The sequence below is a fragment of the Pseudomonas sp. SH10-3B genome (assembly GCF_019891415.1).
GTDB lineage: Bacteria > Pseudomonadota > Gammaproteobacteria > Pseudomonadales > Pseudomonadaceae > Aquipseudomonas.
Genome location: NZ_JAFLXD010000002.1, coordinates 73,371 through 89,934, shown reverse-complemented (window position 1 = coordinate 89,934; position 16,564 = coordinate 73,371). Strand labels below are relative to the sequence as shown.

Sequence of the window (16,564 nt, the reverse complement as noted above, 5' to 3'; positions counted from 1 at the left end):
CCCCATGTTGACATTCAAATCAGCCACGGCCAGGCCCATTGCCGTCAGGATTGGCCTGGCGGTTGCCGCACTGGTGTTCTTGATGCTGGCGGTATCGCTGGTGAACCTCTACGGCCTGCGAGGCATGGTGCGTGCGGTGGATTCCGCCAGTCATTCCGCAGAGATCCTGGCCTCGGTCAACGGGGCCACCGGGCGGGTGGAAAACTTCATTGCCACCCGCGACCAGGAAAGCCTGTCCCAGGCAGAAGGCATGGTGGCGACAGCTATCGCCGGCCTTGACGACATTCCGGTGGTAGAGGCGCAATCGCTCAAGGGCAGTCTGGAAAGACTCTCTGCGGCGATCGCCGCCTTACGGGCGGCGACCCTGACCATGGATGGCGAAACGGAGAACATGACAGCCCACTACAGCCGAATGCGAGAGGCGACGACCCTCGTCGAACAGGGCATCGCCGATGGGCTGAAGGGGCTTGATTCCCGCGCCGCTGACCACAAGGCGCAGGTGAGCAATATTGAGAGCGCCCATCGCATCCTGGATATCCTGCGCAACGGCGAGCGGATCATCACCGCCAATGTGGCCAAGGTGCTGGTGACCGGTGATGGGGCGGCCGCCACTGCGGCGAGGAACGCCTGCGCGGCACTGCCGCCCGTGGTCGAGCAATTGCGCGAGTTGATGGAAACGCCACAGGAGGTGGAGGCCCTGGGGCAGTTGGCGACGGCGATCACGGCGGCCAGCCTGGCGGTCGAGCAGCTTGGCAAGGCGCCCAAGCCCCTGGGAGGCGACGCTTTGGGACATCTCGGCGCGGTTGGGGATGTGGCCGAGCGCCTCGAAGCAATGTTGGGTGAGGTGGACGAGCACGTTGCCCGTGACGCCAGCGACATTCAGGCAGCCACCGGGTTACTGCAAAATGCAGCCGCATTGTCCAAGCGTTTCGCCGAGCGGGTGGCCACCCTGGAAGCGCAGACGTTGTCGTTTCGCCTGACACCGTCGGCCGAGGTCGCGGACGCTGTCGGCGCCATCCTGGATGAGCTCTCCCGTCTTTCTCGCGTTCTCCCTTCGTCTGTAGGGCCGCAGACCAGCGCTACACCCCTGACGGTCAGCGATCAGATTGCCGGCTACCGGGCCGCATTCGCCAGGTTCCATCAGGCGAGCAACGCCTTGAGCGACGCGCGTGACCAAGTTCGCAACGAGGCTCGGAGCGCGGGCCTGTTGGTTGCGCGCTTCGCTGGCGAGGCGCGCTCAGACGCCTTGGCCCACAAGGATCGCGGCATGCTTGCGGCGATCATCGCGGGCACCGTCGCCATCCTGCTGGCCGGTGCCATCGCCTGGAGCACCTCGCGGTTTGTCGCGCAGCCCATCGTCGCCCTGGCCTCGGTCATGCGCCGGCTTGCTGCCGGTGACCTGACCGCCGAGATCGCCAGCGCCGGACGCGGCGATGAGATTGGGATCATGACGCGGGCCGTGCGGGTGTTCCAAGAAAATGCGTTGCGCATCCGGGTGCTGGAGGCCGAAGCTGAGGCCGAACGACAGCAGCTCCAGGCCTCGTTGGAGAGAATGGTCGCCGAACGAACCGACACGCTGCACCGGCAGACTGAGGTGCTGGAGGCGCAGGCCGTCGAGCTCATTCAGGCGCGCAACCAGGCCGATACGGCTAACCAGGCAAAGAGCGATTTCGTGGCCACGGTCAGCCACGAATTGCGCACCCCTCTGACGCTCATTCTGGCCCCGCTGGAGCAGCTCTCGGCGGCAACCACTCCGCCGGCGGACTGGCGTGTGCAAATCGAGCGCGCCCAACGCAACGCGCTGCGCTTGATGAACCGGGTGAACGACATCCTCGATTTCTCCAAGGCTGAAGCCGGCAAGTTTGAGTTGTGTCCGGCGCCGATTGACTTGAACCAGGCGGTGGGTGTGTTGGCCGAGGATGCCGCCATGGTGGCCAAGGGCAAAGGTTGCACCTTGACCTGCAGCATCGATCCCGCCCTTGGCACGGTGTTCCTGGACCCCCGGCACTTCGAGAAGATTCTGCTCAACCTGGTGAGTAACGCCATCAAGTTCACCCCCGCCGGCGGTACCGTGCATCTGGCCGTCACTGCGCTCGATGACGAGCGATTTGAGCTGTCGGTGCAAGACTCGGGCATTGGCATTGCGCCTGACAAACTGCCGCTGCTGTTCCAGCGGTTTTCCCAGATCGATAACTCCGCCACGCGCCAATACAGCGGCACAGGCATCGGTCTCGCCCTGGTCAAGGATCTGGTCGAGCTGATGGGGGGCGAAGTCGGCGTCAACAGTGAGCCTGGACGGGGGTCGTGCTTCTTTGTTCGATTGGCGCGGGGGGCGGAGCAAAACACAGTGCCGACCGAAGTCAGCAATCTGCATGAACGCTCGTCACCGACCACCATCATCACAGCCGAGCAGCGCCACCTGCTTTTCGACGACGGTCGCCATGGCAGTAGCAACGACCCCGCCTCGACTGGAGAGGGCGCCCCGGAGCACGCCTTGCAGTCCAGGGTGCTAGTGGTAGATGACAGCCCGGAAATGCTTAGCTACCTCAGCGAGCTTTTGCGCGACGACTACATCGTCGTCACCGCAGCTGATGGAGAACAGGCTTGGGCAACACTGCAGCGTCGAGCAATCGATGTGGTGCTCTCGGATGTGATGATGCCGGAGCTCGACGGCTTTGGCCTGACCGCCAGAATCAAAGCCAGCGCGGGTTTCGCCCATATACCCGTCATCCTGCTGACCGCCCGCGGCGGCAGCGAGGCATGCGTCTCCGGGCTGGAAAGTGGCGCCGATGACTATATTGCCAAACCCTTCTCGCCGCTGGAGCTCAAGGCTCGCGTACGTGCGGCCCTGCGCATGAGCCAGGTGCAAGCCGAACTGAATGCAAAATCCCGTCAGGCGGGCATGGCCGAAATCGCCACGACGGTGCTGCACAACGTCGGCAATGTCCTCAACAGCGTGAACGTATCGGCAGAACTGGTCAGCAGTCAGATGCGCACTTCCAAGGCCCAGGGCCTGGGCAAGGTGGCTCAGATGCTGAACGAGCACATCAATGACCTGAGCGAATTCCTCACCCGCGACAACAAAGGGAAGATGCTGCCCGACTACCTGCTCAAGCTGGCGGAGGTGGTGACGGCAGAGCAACAGGGCATCATCGAAGAGCTCGGGCAACTCACCAAGGGCATTGACCACATCAAAACCATTGTAGCGGCCCAGCAGTCCTATGCCGTTGCCGTCAGTGTCGTCGAGACAATACCGGTCTCGGAATTGATCGATGATGCCTTAAGCATGAGCGCCGGGGCACGGGTGCGCCAGGAGGTGAGAGTGGTCAAGGACATTGCCGACTTGCCCCTGCTGTCGCTGGACCGGCACCGAGTGCTGCTGATTCTGATGAACCTGATCAGAAACGCCAATCAGGCGCTGGACGGGGTGGTCGATCGCAGCCCGTGCATCACCTTCAGCGCCGCCCTCGCGGACGGGCCAGTCCTGCGTATCACGGTGGCTGACAACGGCAACGGGATTACGCCCGAGCACCTGACGCGTATCTTTTCCCATGGCTTCACGACGCGCAAAGAGGGCCACGGTTTCGGCCTGCACAGCTGCGCGCTCGCCGCGCAGGAAATGGGTGGCAGCTTGACCGTGCACAGCGACGGAGCGGGACAGGGCGCAACCTTCAGCCTCGACATCCCTGTTGATGCTCGGCAGAGCAGGGGGTGAGCACTGAACCGTCGCTGCTTGGGTTGCAAGGCGATTTTACCTGCTTGGGTCAGGTACGCGGCCGGGGTCTGCCCTTGATGGAGTCGTCACTGCGTCCTGTGAGTGGACGCCGTCTGTAGCACGCGCGCTTTGTCCCTTTATCAACGTGAATGCCAGTCCCGCGCGGGCGTTGGCTGGGTATGAGGAGAACTCATACCCCCATGACTTTTAATGGTTACAGCCCCTGCGGCCCCCGATGTTAAAAAATCGCAAACACAGCTCATCAATAACAAAAAGAGCGTTTGCAATCATGACTAAGCCCCACTGCCGCGTCCCCGCCAGCCTCGTGTTGCGCTCTTCGTATCCCGATGTTTGCCACGTGATCTTTACGATCCGCGTGCGCTTCTGATCACCCCAAAAAATCCAAAAAGAGTAAAGACTCATGAAAGAACTCGACCTGTACATCGGTGAAGGTTTCGAAGGTCCTGGCGTGAATGCCGCACACATCAACATCCTGATCGGCCCGCGCAACGGGCCGGCGGGGCAGGCGTTTGCCAACAGTTTGGCGTCGCCTAGCCAGGGGCATTGCCCTTTTATGGTGATCGCCCAACCGAACATCCCGGTCAAGCCGATGACCCTTTACGTCAACAAAGCCGCGATCAGCAGCGATTTGCACGGCAACGCCACCTGGGGCGCGTCCCAGGCCGGGATTGCCAAGGCTGTGCTGGAAGCGCTGCTGGACGGCACGTTGCCACCGGAAGCCGAGGACGAGTGGGCCATTGTCACCGCCAACTGGGTCAACCCGGCCTGCGATGACCTTGATGCGGTGTACCTGAACAACTACAACGCCTGCCGCACCGCGATCCGCGCCGCCCTGACCGGCAAACCGGAAACCGCGCAACTGGCGGATGTGGTCGCTCACATCAGCAACCCTTTCTACACCCCGAAAGCCTGAGGTCTGAGCCATGCAATACATCCGTTTGGGCAACTCCGGCCTGCAAGTCTCCCGCCTGTGCCTGGGCACCATGAACATGGGCACCCCGGACTGGAAACCGTGGATCTTCGATGAAAAGCAAAGCGAGCCGATCGTCGCCCATGCCCTCGACAACGGGGTGAACTTCATTGACCTGGCGGATTTCTATTCCGCTGGTGTCGGTGAGGAAGTGGTCGGGCGCATCGTCAAGCGTCTGGCTCGCCGCGAAGATCTGGTGATCACCACCAAGGTCGGCTACGGCACCCGCAACGGCATCAACGCCAGCGGTCATTCGCGCAAGCACATCATGGACAGCATCGACGCCTCGCTGAAGCGCTTGAACATGGATTACGTCGATGTGTTCATGCTGCATTACTTCGACCTGAATACCCCGGTTGAAGAAACCATGAGTGCGATGAACGACATTGTGCGCTCCGGCAAGGCTCGCTACATCGGTGTGTCGACCATGCTCACCGGGCAGCTGGCGAAGATCCTCATGGCTTGCGAACGCAACGGCTGGGTCAAGCCGATCAACATGCAGCTGCAACTGAACTGTGCCTACCGCGAAGAAGAGCGCGAGATGATTCCGTTCTGTCGTGATCAGGGTCTTGGCGTTTCGGTGTTCAGTCCGCTGGCTCGCGGCTTACTGACCGGCGATGTGCAATCGACCCGCAACCAGACCGACTTCTTCACTCAGCAGATGTACAGCGACGAGGCCTCGTTCGAGATCGCTCATTCGGTACAGCGCGTGGCCCGCGCCCGTGGGGTCTCGAACGCGCAGATCGCTCAAGCCTGGGTTGCCAATCATCCGGGCGTCGATTGCATGCTGGTCGGCGCCGATACCACCGCGCAGTTCGACAGTGCCTTGGCAGCCTTGGAAACCAGGCTCGACGCCGAAGAACTGCATGAGTTGGAACGCAACTACACCCCGTGCGACGTGATCAACGATTACACCGCCGGCAAACGCATCCTGCGCTCGGCTCGCCCGGGTCTGGAACGCTTTACTCTGACTGAGGCTGTGGCATGAGCTCGCTGATCCGTAACGGTAATTTCATCGACGGCCAATGGTCGAGCGGGGGCGCGACCTATCCGGTGTTGAACCCGGCCAATGGCGAAGTGATCGCCGACGTGCAAAAGGCCGGCGCCGAGGAAACCAACCTCGCCATTGCTGCCGCCAACCGCGCCTTGCCGGCCTGGCGAAAATTGACCGCCAAAGAACGCAGCCAGCGCCTCAAGCGCTGGAGCGAGCTGATGCTGAGTAACCAGAAAGATCTCGCCACCTTGCTCAGTCGCGAACAGGGCAAACCGCTCGCCGAAGCCATGGGCGAAGTGGTCTACGCCGCAAGCTTTCTGGAATGGTTCGCCGAAGAGGCCAAGCGCGCTTACGGTGATGTGATCCCGAGCCACAAGGCGGATGCGCGAATCATCGTGGTCAAGGAAGCCATCGGTGTGGTTGCGGCGATCACCCCTTGGAACTTCCCGCTGGCAATGGTCACGCGCAAGGTCGGTCCGGCGCTGGCGGCGGGTTGCACAATGATTCTCAAGCCGTCGGAGGAGACGCCGTTGTCAGCCTTCGCCCTGGCAGTGCTGGCCGAGCAGGCGGGGATTCCGTCCGGGGTGTTCAACGTGGTTTCCGGTGACGCCGTGGCGATTGGCGGAGCACTGCAAGCTTCCGGCATCGTGCGCAAACTTTCGTTCACTGGCTCTACCCGCACCGGCAAACTACTGATGCGCCAAGCGGCGGATACGCTGAAAAAAGTCTCGCTGGAACTGGGCGGCAACGCGCCGTTCATTGTGTTTGACGATGCTGATCTGGACGCCGCCGTGAAAGGCGCGATGGCCTCGAAATTCCGCAACACCGGGCAGACCTGCGTCTGCGTGAACCGTTTCTTCATCCAGGACGGCGTTTACGAAGCGTTCACCGGCAAACTCGCTGAAGCGGTCGCTGCGATGCGCGTCGGCAATGCGCTGGACGGTGAAACCGAGCAAGGTCCGCTGATCAACGCAGCGGCGTTGGCCAAGGTTGAGTTGCACGTGAGTGACGCCTTGGAGAAGGGCGCCACGCTGTTGTGCGGCGGTCGTCGGCATGCGCTTGGCGGCACGTTCTACCAGCCGACCATTCTTACCGATGCCACCAGCGACATGCTGATCGCCCAGGACGAAACCTTCGGCCCCGTAGCCGCGTGCTTCCGCTTCAAGGACGAAGCCGACGTATTGCAACGGGCAAATGACACGCCCTACGGATTGTCGGCGTACTTCTACAGCCGCGACATCGGTCGCGTCTGGCGCATGGCCGAAGGCCTGGAAGCCGGAATGGTCGGGATCAACGAAGGCATCATCTCCACGGAAGTCGCGCCGTTTGGCGGCATCAAGGAATCGGGCCTGGGGCGCGAAGGCTCCAAGTACGGTCTGGAAGACTACCTGGAAATCAAATACCTGTTGATGGGCGGCCTCTAGCCCCCCACCGGCATCTCTGTGGGAGCGAACAAGCCCGCTCCCACAGGTTCAAGAGCTATCGGTTTCATTTCTCCTTCAATAACAACAACTGGAGACGAACATGTCCGCTCAATCGATAAAGATCGATGACCTGCCCATCGGGCGCTTCCATATTAAAATTGCCGGTCTCACTTTCGGCGCACATTTCACCGACGGCTATATCCTGGGCCTGATCGGTATTGCTTTTACATTGCTCAGCCCGCAGATGCAGCTCGATGCCTTCTGGCAAGGCCTGATCGGCGCTTCGGCACTGATTGGCCTGTTTGTTGGCAGCCTGTTCTTCGGCTGGATCTCCGACAAGCTCGGGCGGCAGAAAATCTTCCTGGTCAGTTTTGTCCTGATCACCGTTGCTTCGGTGATGCAGTTCTACGCTGAAACTGCGATGCAGCTATTCCTCTGCCGGGTGCTGATCGGTATCGGCCTGGGCGGCGACTTCAGCGTCGGCCACGCGATGCTCGCGGAGTTTTCGCCGAAAAAACACCGGGGCGTGTTGCTCGGTTCATTCAGCGTTATCTGGACTTTCGGCTACGTCGCCGCGACCTTCGTCGGCACCGCGATGCTCAGCCTCGGTGATGACGCCTGGCGCTGGATGCTGGCTTCATCGGCAATCCCGGCGGCGCTCATCCTGATCGCGCGAATCGGCACACCGGAGTCACCGCGCTGGCTGGTCAATCAGGGGCGGATCGCCGAAGCACGGGCGATTGTCAAAAAACACCTGGGCGATAATGTCGAACTCGATGAAACCCGCTCCAGCGAAACCCGTTCGGGCTACGCGGTGCTGTTCAGCCGCGAATACCGCAAGCGCACCGCGTTCAACTGCCTGTTCTTCGTCTGCATCGTGATGCCTTACTTTGCGATCTACACCTTTCTGCCGTCGATTCTGCAGAAGTTGGGCCTGGCGGAGGGCTTTGGCACCGAATTGATGCTGAACATGCTGCTGATCCTCGGCGCATTAATGGGCATCTGGTGCACGGTGAAGTTCTCGCGCCGAGGCTTCCTGATCAATTCGTTCATCATCCTTGCGGTAGCCTTGTTCCTGCTGGCGGCGTTACCGGGCAGCGCGGCCTTCCTGATGGTGCTGGTGTTTGGCGTGTTCACGTTGGTGTTATCAGCCGTAAGCAATCTGGTGGGCGTGTTCCCGGCCGAGAGCTTCCCGACCGAAGTGCGGGCCAGCGGGATTGGCCTGGCAACGGCAGTGAGTCGCTTGGGCTCGGCGGTCAGCACCTTCCTGTTGCCGGTGAGCGTGGCGGGTATCGGCTTGAGCCCAACCATGGGCATCCTGGCGTCGATTCTCGCACTGGGTGCGATCATTTCCTGGGCCTGGGCACCGGAAACCAAATCCCTGACACTGAGCCAGGCGTGCAAGGCGCAGAGTCCGATGGAGAGCGCGGCGCCTGTGGCCACAAAAGTCGCAGCCCCAATCTAAAACCCATCACACACCCAATGTGGGAGCGGGCTTGCTCGCGAAGGCGGTGTATCAGTTGGCATTTATGCTGTCTGACACACTGCTTTCGCGAGCAAGCCCGCTCCCACATTTGAACGTCGGTGTTTCAGGGATTGCTGACCAATCCCAACCAATCCGTAAACAACTGCACTTTCGACAGCCCCTGTTTGTCGTTCGCCACATCCAGCCAATACCCATATGGCCCGATCACTTCCACGGCAGTGATCGGCACCAGGCTGCCATTCGCCAGTTCCTTTTCAATCATCTGTCGGTCAATCACCGCCAGCCCACCACCGGCCAGTGCCGTGTGGATCACCTGGTCCAGCGTGCTGAACTCCAGCCCTTGCGCGGCATCGACATCCTCGCGGCCCATCGCCGCCAACCAGTTCTCCCAGACCTTCAAGCGTTTGCCGTCATGCAGGATGTGCAATAGCGCAAACTCCCGCAGATCCGGCGGCTGGCCATTGACGAACAACTCGGGGCTGGCGACTGCCATGTGCCGTTCCATCACCAGCAACTGACTGCTGCAATGGTTGGCCGCTTCGAGGCCGAAGCGGATGTGGCAGTCGATTTCCGCGAGGCTGTCATTGCCGTTCTGGTGGGTCACGCTGAGACTGATGTCCGGGTAGCGTTGGCAGAACGCGCGCAAATGCGCCGACAACCAGCGCGTCGCCCAGGTGGGTGGCGCGACGATGCGCAGGCGTTGGCGCAGGTTCGGCACACGCACCGCTTGCAGGGCGCGTTCGACGTGGTCGAAGGCATTGCTCAATTGGGGGGAGAGGGCAAGGCCGGTTTCGGTCAGCGACAGGCCTTGGGGCGTGCGGATAAACAGCGCCACGCCGAGATAATCTTCAAGCTGCTTGATCTGACGGCTGACCGCGCCTTGGGTGACGTTCAGACCCAAAGCCGCCTGGCTGAAACTGCGATGCCGCGCGACTTCTTCAAAGACGCGCAGCATGTTGAGCGAGGGCAGTTGACGCATGAAGGGTGACTCCGGCCGGCCTTCGACGCATTAATGCGTGGGCAGATTTATTGTTTTTGGTGGACATGTTGTAGTGCGTATCTGACTCCTCAGTGATGGGCTGATGCAAGTGTTGTTTATGCTATTCGCGAGCAGGTCCACTCCCACACGTTATGCGCTAAACCTGTGGAAGCGGACCTGCTGGCGAAGTCGTCCTCAAGGGCAACAAAAAACCCGGATCAGAAGTAGTACCCAATGTTCATGTACAGCTGGTTTTCCCACTGGTTACTGCCGCCAGCCCCCAAGCTCTGGGTGTAACTGCTGCCACCAATGTACGGGTCATTTTTTCCGTACAACCATTCCGTCGCGATCCACAGTTTGCTGAAGGAAAACGAGGTCCCGAGGATCAGCCGTTGTGACGTCTTGAACGCGTCGGCGGATTTATCGAAGGCGCTGTAGTTGGCGTACAGCTTCACACCGCTTATCTGGTCGAACAGGTATTTGCCGGCGACGTCATAGCTAAGGTCGGCGACGTACAAATTGCCTCGACTGGCGACGTTGTAGGTGCCGTCGTACCCGCCGAGTGTGACCACTTCATCGCTGCCACGGTTGCGCGGCGACATCTGTTGCCGCGCCGCTTGCAGTTGCACGCCCCATGGACCGTTCTTGCCGAGGTAATGCACGGCCACCGCGTTGCGGCGGCCATCGTTATCGGTGTCCTTGTTTTCCAGGGTCGAGGTCAGGCCGGAAATGCCAATTTCGGATTTCCACGCGCCGAGGTCCAGGGCTTTGGCCACGCGCAGCACCACGGTATTGCGTTCCTGGTTGTCGCTCCCGTCGCCCACGTAGCTGTCGGCCCCGGACACCACGCTGGAATACGTCACCCCTTTGCTGGTGCCTTTACCTTGCCACGCCGGGCGCAGGTAGTAGCCGGCCTGGAGGTTCCAGTCGCCACTTTGCTGGATGTACTTGGCGCCGACTTGTTGCACATCTTCCAAGCCGATGACGTTGCCCAGGGTTTCGTAAAAGGTGCTGCCGAAGTACGGTTGCAAACCGAACGGCACGGTATTCAGGCCCACCTGCACTTGCTGGTCGGGGTTGAACTTGTAGCCGACCCAGGCGAACTTGGCGAATTGGATATCGCCGTAGTTCTTGGTGTACTGGTAAGGATAGGAGCGCCCGTAGAAGCGGTACTGGGCCTCGCCGATCCAGGTGTCGGAGTTGTACTTGGCGCTGAGAAACACCGTGTCCAGGCCGAACTTCTGTATGTCCCGGTCCGGGTCATAGTCCCAGCGCGCCCGGATGGCGCCGCCGAGGTCAAGGTTGTCGGTGACCTGCACCGCCATGGCCGGGGCTGCGAACGCGCCGAGCAGCGGAATGAGGGCGATGGAACGGACCGCAATCTGGGTAGTTGTGCGCACAGTGATACTCCTGGTTTTTTAGTTATCGTTGGCAACAGCAGCCCATGGAGCAGCGAACGCTGCTACCTGGGAAAAGGGTTGTTAACTCAGTTGGCTTACGGTCGGATCAGCCTCAGCGCGGGTTCGGCAACAGGCCCCGCTGGAATCGCCGAAGCGCCGGGGGCTGCCGCCAGCAGGGTCTGGGTGTAGGCGTTTTGCGGTCGCAACAACACCTGTTCGGCCGTGCCGTATTCCACCACTTCGCCCTGGCGCATCACCGCGATGTAGTCACTGATCTGCGCTGCCACGCGCAGGTCGTGGGTGATGAACAAGATGCTCAGGTTGAGGCGCTGTTGCAGCTCGGCGAGCAGCTCCAGCACCTGTTTTTGCACTGAGACATCCAGCGCCGAGACACTTTCATCCGCGATCAGCACTTCCGGGCGCATTGCCAAGGCCCGGGCAATGCCGATGCGTTGGCGCTGGCCGCCGGAGAACTGCCGGGGCTTGCGCTTGAGGGCGTCACGCTTGAGCCCGACCTGTTCCAGCAGATCACCGGCCTCGGTCCACGCATCCTTGGCCGACAACCCGCGCAATTGCGCCGCGCGGGCGATGATGTCGCCGACCCGATGGCGTGGATTGAGCGAACCGTACGGGTCTTGGAAAATCATCTGAATCCGCCGCCGATTGGCCGCCAGCGCAGAACCGCGCAACGCGAGGAAATCCGTATCACCGACCCAGACGTGGCCGCTGTCGCTTTCCACCAGCCGAATCGCCGCTTTCACCAAGGTACTTTTGCCCGAGCCAGACTCGCCAACAATCGCCAGCGTCTTGCCCCGTGGCAGTTGCAGCGAGACATCCTTGAGCGCCGGGATCGACCTGCCGCCGACGTTGTAGGTTTTGGTCAGGTGCTCGATGCGCAACGCCAGCTCACCGTCGGCGCACGGTGCGTGCAGCTCTGGGTGCAGTGCCGGAACAGCGGCAATCAACTTGCGCGTGTACGGGTGTCTTGGCGCATTCAGGACTTGATCGCGCTCACCGATTTCCACCAGCACACCGCCCTCCATCACGGCGATGCGGTCAGCGATTTCCGCCACTACGCCGAAGTCGTGGGTGATGAACAGGATGCCGTGTTGACCACGACCGCGCAGGTCGCGAACCAGTTTCAGCACTTGGGCCTGTGTGGTCACATCCAGCGCCGTCGTCGGCTCGTCGGCAATCAGCAAATCCGGGTTCATCGCCAGCGCCATGGCAATCACCACCCGTTGGCATTGGCCGCCCGAGAGTTGATGCGGAAAGCTGTTGGCAATCCGTGGCGGATCGGGCAATTGGGTCGAATCCAGGAGCGCGAGCATGCGTTCGCGGCGCTCTGTGGCGGGCATTTGCGGCGCGTGAATGTCGAAGATTTCCTCGACGTGCTGACCGATGCGAATCGCCGGATTCAGCGCTGCCATGGGTTCCTGGAAAATCATCGCAATGCGGTTGCCGCGCAGCTTGCGCAGAGCGCTTTCGTCCATGCGGCAAATATCGTCGCCGAGGAAATCAATCACGCCTTCAGTGTGGCGCAGGCCTTTGGCGTAATCGCCCATGATTGCGGCCGAGAGCACCGATTTGCCGGAGCCGGACTCGCCGATCACGCAGAGAATTTCGCCCTTGCGTACATCCAGGCTGATGCCCTTGACCGCGTGGCTACGATCGGCGCCGGCGGGCAGTTCGATGGAGAGGTTTTCCACTCTCAATACTTGCTGATGACTCATGCTCAGCTCCTTGCGCCCTTTTGGGCGTGTTCGTCCAGACCATCCGCCAACAGGCTCAGGCCCAGCATCAGGGTGGAGATGGCAATGCACGGGAAGATCACCAGGTGCGGGAAGGCGATGGCCATGCTGCGGCCTTCGTTGATCATGCCGCCCCAGTCAGGGGTCGGCGGTGGCAGGCCGAGGCCGAGGAAGCCAAGGGCGCCGATCATGATCGCGGTGTAGCCGATGCGCAGGCAGAAATCGACGATCAACGGGCCACCGCAATTTGGCAGGATTTCCACCAGCATGATCCGCAGTGACCCTTCGCCCTGGGTGATGGCGCTGAGCACGTAGTCCCGAGAGCGGATGTCGATGGTCAGCGCGCGCATGATCCGGAAGATCGCCGGGGCACTGGTGAAGGTCACCGCAATCAGAATGTTCAGCGCCGAAGCGCCCAGGGCGATGATGATCACGATGTACAACACCAGCACCGGGAACGACAACACGGTGTCGGCGACATAGGACAGCAGCGCATCGACCCAGCCATTGAAGTAACCGGCACACAGGCCCATGGCGATGCCGACGGCGAATGCGGTCAGCGTCGCCAAGATCGACCAGAACAGTACGGTGCGGGTGCCCCAGATCAGGCGCGAGAGAATGTCCCGGCCGATCATGTCGGTGCCCAGCAGGAAGCGCAGGCCGTCGCCATCCGGAGTCATCGGCGTCAGCAGCGGGGTGAAACTCTCCAGCGGGTCATGAGGCGCCAGCCACGGCGCGAACAGCGCCATCAGCGCCCAGCCGCCGACCAGCAACAAACCGAGCAACGCCAGGGGATGTTTGAACGCGTTGAGGACATTCATTGCCCACCTCCGCCAAGACTGCGCAAGGTAATGCGCGGGTTGAGCCAGGTGTAGGCCAGGTCCGAGAAAATTTTAGTCGCGCCGACGACGATGCCGCTGATCATCGCGCAGGCTTCGATCAGGTAGACGTCATGGTTCAACGACGCGGTGTAGAGCAGCGAGCCGAAGCCTTTGTAGGCGAAGAACACCTCGACCACGATCACGTTCGACAGCAGCCACGGGATGTACAACATGATCACGGTGATTGGCGCGATCAGCACGTTACGCAGCGCATGGCGCAACACTATGCGTGAGGTCGACGCGCCTTTGAGGCGGGCGGTGCGGATGTACGGCGCCTGCATCACTTCGACCATCGAGGCACGCGTGATCCGCGCCAGATAACCGATGCCGAACAGACACAGCACCATCAGCGGTAACGCCAGTTCCACCGCATTGAAACCGTCACTCATGCTGCTCACACCTGGCAGCCAGTTGAGCCAGAACACGAAAATCGCCGAGACGAATACCGCGCTGGCGAAGTCCGGAATGGAGGTGGTGACAATCGACAGAAACGACACCAGTCGATCCACCGTCGAGCCCTGGCGAATCCCAGCGAGAATGCCCAGGGTCAACGCCACCGGCACCATCACCGCCAACGCCAGACCCGCAAGGGTCAAGGTTTGCGCGAGGTTTGGCAGCAGCAGGTCAATCACCGGCTCACGAAAGTGCACCGAAGTGCCCCAGTCGCCGCTGAGGAAATCCTTCAGCCACACCAGGTAGCGCCAAACGAAAGGTTGGTTGTAACCGTGCTCCACCAGCCATGCGGCGCGTTGGTCCGCAGCGGAGTAGGGACCGAGGACGTTGATTGCGACGTCCTCAATGTTCAGTTCCAGGGCCAGGAATACGATCACCGACACCGACAGCAACGTTGCCGCCAGCGCCAATAACTTGCGCAATAGAAATTCAGCCATGCTTGCACGCTCCGGCTAATCAAGGGATGGCGGCCCGCCGCAACTGAGTGGGCGGACTCGTTCGGGGCGCTTGAATCAGGCGCTCAACCAGACTTGATCCATTGGGTAGAAGTCCGACGGGTGAACCTGAAAGCCCTGGACCTTCTTGCTCGCGGCGGTGAACTTGTCGCCCCAGAACGGCTGGACCATGACGCAGGCGTCTTGCAGGATCTGCTCGACGCTTTGCATGGCCACGGCCCTTTGCTTGGGGTCGATAATGCCCATGGCGTTATCCAGCGCGGCGTCGAACGCCGGGTCGCTATAGTGGCTTTCATTCCAGGCCGCGCCGCTGCGGTAGGCCAGTTCCAGCGACATCACACCCAGCGGGCGGTGTGCCCAGTAGGTGAGGCTGAACGCGGCCTTGTCCCAGATCGGCCAGTATTGCGTGGCGGGGATCACTTTGAGGTTGATGCGGATGCCGGCCTCGGCGCAGTTCTGCTGGAGGATCTGTGCGCAATCCTGTTCGTAGCGACCCTGGGTGTTGCCGACGATCAGGTCGATGTCGATGCCGTTCGGATGACCCGCTTCTGCGAGGAGTTTTTTTGCCCCGGCCACGTCGCGAGCGCGTTTTGGCAGCGGGAAGTACTCCGGGTGGGACGGCGCGACATGATGGTCTTCGCCCAGGGTGCCCATGCCGCGATAGGCGATTTTCAGCATCTGCGCGTTGTCGGCGCAGAGCACCACGGCTTTGCGAATGCGCAGGTCGTCAAACGGTTTCTGGTCGCAGGCCATGCGCATGACGACGGTTTGTGCCGATTTACAGGTCAGCAGTTGCGCGCCGGGCAAGCGTTTGGCCAGGTCGAGTTCGGCCACGGTGACCCGGTACAACACGTCCACTTGCCCGGCCTGCAACGCCGCGAGGTGCGTGGAGATGTCGGTGCCCATGTCGACGTAGCGCAGTTCGTCGAGGTTGGCAGGTGTGCGCCAGTAATCGGCACGCTTGGCGAAGGTCGCCTGCTTGTTGACCGCGAACGACACCAGTTTGAACGGCCCGGTGCCAAGCGGGTTTTTCGCCCAGTCGTCACCGGCCTTGAAGCTGCGGTGCACGATGGCGCAAGTGAAGGCATTGAGCATTTCCGGGATCGCCAGCATCGGCCGTTTGAGCACCAGGCGGAACTGGAAGTCACTGACTTTCTCGAAGGCTGTGATGTCCTGGAATGCGGTGCGGTTGACCGACTTGGAGTCGGCGGCAATCCAGCGCTCGATGTTGTGCTGCACGTCCTCGACGTTGAAGGTGTCGCCGTTGCTCCACTTGACGTCCTGGCGCAGGTTGAAGGTCCAGGTTTTCAGGTCGTCGGACGGGCTCCAGCTCTCGGCCAGGTACGGGTGGGTGATGTTGTCGGCATCGACCCAGGTCAGGAATTCTAGGCTGTTGCGCAGCAGGTTCGAGGCTTCGATCCAAGTAATCAGCATCGGGTCCTGGATTTCCTGGATGGCGCAGGCAAACCGGAGGCTGCCACCCTGGCGCGGCGTTACCGCGTCAGCGGCGTGGGCCGAATTACCGAGCAGCGCGGAACCGAGGAAGGTGCTGGCGCTGGCGGCGGTGATGCCCAGCAGCGCGGCGGTGCGCAGGAATTGGCGACGATTGATCGCGCCACTTTTGACTTGGGTGCACAGGTCGTTTACCGCTGGATGCGGCAAGGCGCCGTCCAGTGTCATTAAGTCTTTCATATGCCTCTCCGATAACGTGCAAAAGTGCGTTTTTCGACTGGCCGCAAATGGGGCGAGCGGCAGACGCGGTCGGTTCCATGAACCGAGGCTGTCAGTGGCCGGCAGCGCGAAGGCGCAGGCGTGACAGGCGTGAAGCCGGCAGTAGAACAAGGCGCAACGAGATCAAAAGGGCGGAGGCTGGGTATGACATTGGGCTGCTCTCATGTTGTTTTTATTAGAGATGCCCGCAGTTTTGTCATCTGGGCAACGATCGACAAACGATAAATTCAACGCTGAAACGTTCGATAAATGCATGTTACTGACCGTAAGAAAGGCTGCCGCTTGAGCTAGACAGGCCGGACGG

The 16,564-nt window shown here is 61.1% G+C and carries 11 protein-coding genes; 5 read left to right on the top strand and 6 right to left on the bottom strand.

Annotation, left to right across the window (positions count from 1 at the left end):
* Positions 1 to 4 precede the first annotated feature (4 nt).
* The 5 genes from J1G35_RS02375 to J1G35_RS02355 all read left to right on the top strand — a co-directional run bounded on the left by J1G35_RS02375 (position 5) and on the right by J1G35_RS02355 (position 8,589).
* A complete protein-coding gene (locus J1G35_RS02375) occupies positions 5 to 3,715 on the top strand; it encodes an ATP-binding protein (protein ID WP_223013228.1) in 3,711 nt (1,236 codons plus the stop codon).
* A 421-nt stretch (positions 3,716 to 4,136) separates the two neighbouring features.
* Positions 4,137 to 4,649, top strand: coding sequence for a formaldehyde-activating enzyme (fae, locus tag J1G35_RS02370; protein ID WP_017845677.1), 513 nt, complete (start codon positions 4,137 to 4,139; stop codon positions 4,647 to 4,649).
* Between the two features lie 10 nt (positions 4,650 to 4,659).
* A complete protein-coding gene (locus tag J1G35_RS02365; protein ID WP_034135577.1) occupies positions 4,660 to 5,694 on the top strand; it encodes an aldo/keto reductase in 1,035 nt (344 codons plus the stop codon).
* Positions 5,691 to 7,124 carry an NAD-dependent succinate-semialdehyde dehydrogenase gene (locus J1G35_RS02360; protein WP_223013226.1) on the top strand — a complete coding sequence of 478 codons (1,434 nt, stop codon included), beginning with the start codon at positions 5,691 to 5,693 and terminating at the stop codon, positions 7,122 to 7,124. The genes J1G35_RS02365 and J1G35_RS02360 overlap by 4 nt, the downstream gene beginning before the upstream one ends.
* 100 nt (positions 7,125 to 7,224) lie before the next feature.
* The gene (locus tag J1G35_RS02355) at positions 7,225 to 8,589 is read left to right on the top strand and encodes an MFS transporter (RefSeq protein ID WP_223013224.1); all 1,365 of its coding nucleotides are present in this window, start codon (positions 7,225 to 7,227) and stop codon (positions 8,587 to 8,589) included.
* 124 nt (positions 8,590 to 8,713) lie between these two features.
* Here the strand turns inward: J1G35_RS02355 and J1G35_RS02350 are convergent, their stop codons facing one another.
* From J1G35_RS02350 to J1G35_RS02325, 6 genes are all read right to left on the bottom strand, one after another.
* Entirely contained in the window at positions 8,714 to 9,589 is an 876-nt protein-coding gene (locus J1G35_RS02350; protein ID WP_223013222.1) for a LysR substrate-binding domain-containing protein, read from the bottom strand.
* A gap of 218 nt (positions 9,590 to 9,807) precedes the next feature.
* A complete protein-coding gene (locus J1G35_RS02345; protein WP_240968699.1) occupies positions 9,808 to 10,914 on the bottom strand; it encodes a hypothetical protein in 1,107 nt (368 codons plus the stop codon).
* Between the two features lie 170 nt (positions 10,915 to 11,084).
* Entirely contained in the window at positions 11,085 to 12,722 is a 1,638-nt protein-coding gene (locus J1G35_RS02340) for an ABC transporter ATP-binding protein (RefSeq protein ID WP_223013220.1), read from the bottom strand.
* A 2-nt stretch (positions 12,723 to 12,724) separates the two neighbouring features.
* The gene (locus J1G35_RS02335) at positions 12,725 to 13,561 is read right to left on the bottom strand and encodes an ABC transporter permease (RefSeq protein ID WP_223013218.1); all 837 of its coding nucleotides are present in this window, start codon (positions 13,559 to 13,561) and stop codon (positions 12,725 to 12,727) included.
* Positions 13,558 to 14,511, bottom strand: a complete 954-nt coding sequence (locus J1G35_RS02330; protein ID WP_223013216.1) for an ABC transporter permease — start codon at positions 14,509 to 14,511, stop codon at positions 13,558 to 13,560. The genes J1G35_RS02335 and J1G35_RS02330 overlap by 4 nt, the downstream gene beginning before the upstream one ends.
* 75 nt (positions 14,512 to 14,586) lie before the next feature.
* Positions 14,587 to 16,221, bottom strand: a complete 1,635-nt coding sequence (locus J1G35_RS02325; protein WP_223013215.1) for an ABC transporter substrate-binding protein — start codon at positions 16,219 to 16,221, stop codon at positions 14,587 to 14,589.
* Positions 16,222 to 16,564: the final 343 nt, after the last annotated feature.